General features: G+C 43.1%; 2 protein-coding genes and 1 pseudogene. 2 read left to right on the top strand and 1 reads right to left on the bottom strand.

The features are described from left to right. The first annotated feature begins 84 nt into the window (after positions 1-84). Both F6K53_RS43125 and F6K53_RS43120 read left to right on the top strand, forming a co-directional pair. Entirely contained in the window at positions 85-282 is a 198-nt protein-coding gene (locus F6K53_RS43125) for a hypothetical protein (protein ID WP_293086820.1), read from the top strand. Between the two features lie 240 nt (positions 283-522). After that, a complete protein-coding gene (locus F6K53_RS43120; RefSeq protein WP_075897123.1) occupies positions 523-804 on the top strand; it encodes a helix-turn-helix transcriptional regulator in 282 nt (93 codons plus the stop codon). 404 nt (positions 805-1208) lie between these two features. Here F6K53_RS43120 and F6K53_RS43115 read toward each other — a convergent pair. Further along, positions 1209-1299, bottom strand: a pseudogene (locus F6K53_RS43115) (imidazoleglycerol-phosphate dehydratase); the annotation flags it as partial.

Here is a 1299-nt window from a genome sequence, read left to right as displayed (position 1 = left end):
CACCACCAAGTAGTTATCGGTAGATAGATCCGGAGCATTAGCTAAGGGAGTTACAGCGGTCATAAGACTATTTCAGTACAGGATTTGAAACCAAGATATATCAAAACCAAGATATATCAAATCAATAGCTTTGGTGGCATTATCTTAGGAGAGCAGGTCAGCTTAGACCTACTCGGTGCGCTTGCCGTAGGCGAATTTAATTCGCCACAGGTCGCACCGCTTAATCCAACAGCTGCTCACCTAAGTCTTCTGTATTCTTCTCTGAGTCTTGTGGTGGAGTGATGGCTTTTTGCCATTAAAGCAACCTTACTATCAGCAAACCAGGAGCCATATTTGACTGCAGGTGGATGACGTATAACGGATTGAGCTGTTATTTGTAGATTTAAGGATGGCTGGGTTAAATAACCTGGAAGCGTTATGATTAGGTTTCAAAAAGCAAAAGCAGTTTTTGGCTACCTGCTATTATCTGTTTTTGTTCATACCGTTGATGATATGGCTTTGAAAACTATACATTAAAGTATAATGCTACGTGAACATCATGACATAACCCTACTAAAGTTGCGCCAGCAAGTTGGCTTAACTCAGCGAGAACTTGCTGAAGCCCTTGGAGTAACCCAGAAAACCATTTCCATTTGGGAAAGGGGCAAAATGCAGCCTAAGCTCTCCTTTTGGCAGACTAAGTTAATCATGGAAAAGCTCAAATGCACCCTTGATCAGCTAATCATTGCCACTGAGCTGAAACACCAGAATGAAAATGAAATTAAACCACCAAGAATGATACCACATAATCCCAGATTTTTCTAAAACTCAAGGGTGCAATCTTGGCCTTTGGCTAGGTATGAATGAGGCACCGATTGCGGGGCTGGCTGCCTAGAATGGGTTTGCTAGCGTCAGCACTAGGGCGCTAGTCGTTTGAATCTATTACGATCTGCACAATGCGCTTTGCGCTTTGGTAAATTCTCGTTTGGATAATAGCTCAGTAAAAACCATTTCGTTACCAAATTCGTTACCAAAACTGTTACGAGGACTATGCCCACGGTTAGTGTACTCTACGATCAAATGTAGTTAATGCTCCTTAGACCAGTCTAAAAGCTGTGGAACTCTTAGTCCCATGGCTTTTTGTTTGTTTTAAACGTTTAGGATTTCTCAATAGCTTTGTCTTGATGCAGTCGCTCATGGGGGGAACCCCCAAGACCGCGCTGCATCGCTTACAAAACTCCCTTAGAGCTTGGAATCATCCCTGCACGACGAGGATCAATTTCCACAGCCATGCGCATTGCTCTGGCAAATGCCTTGAAT

Source organism: Moorena sp. SIO4A1, assembly GCF_010672065.1.
Lineage (GTDB): Bacteria > Cyanobacteriota > Cyanobacteriia > Cyanobacteriales > Coleofasciculaceae > Moorena.
This window is presented reverse-complemented; position numbering and strand designations above follow the sequence as displayed.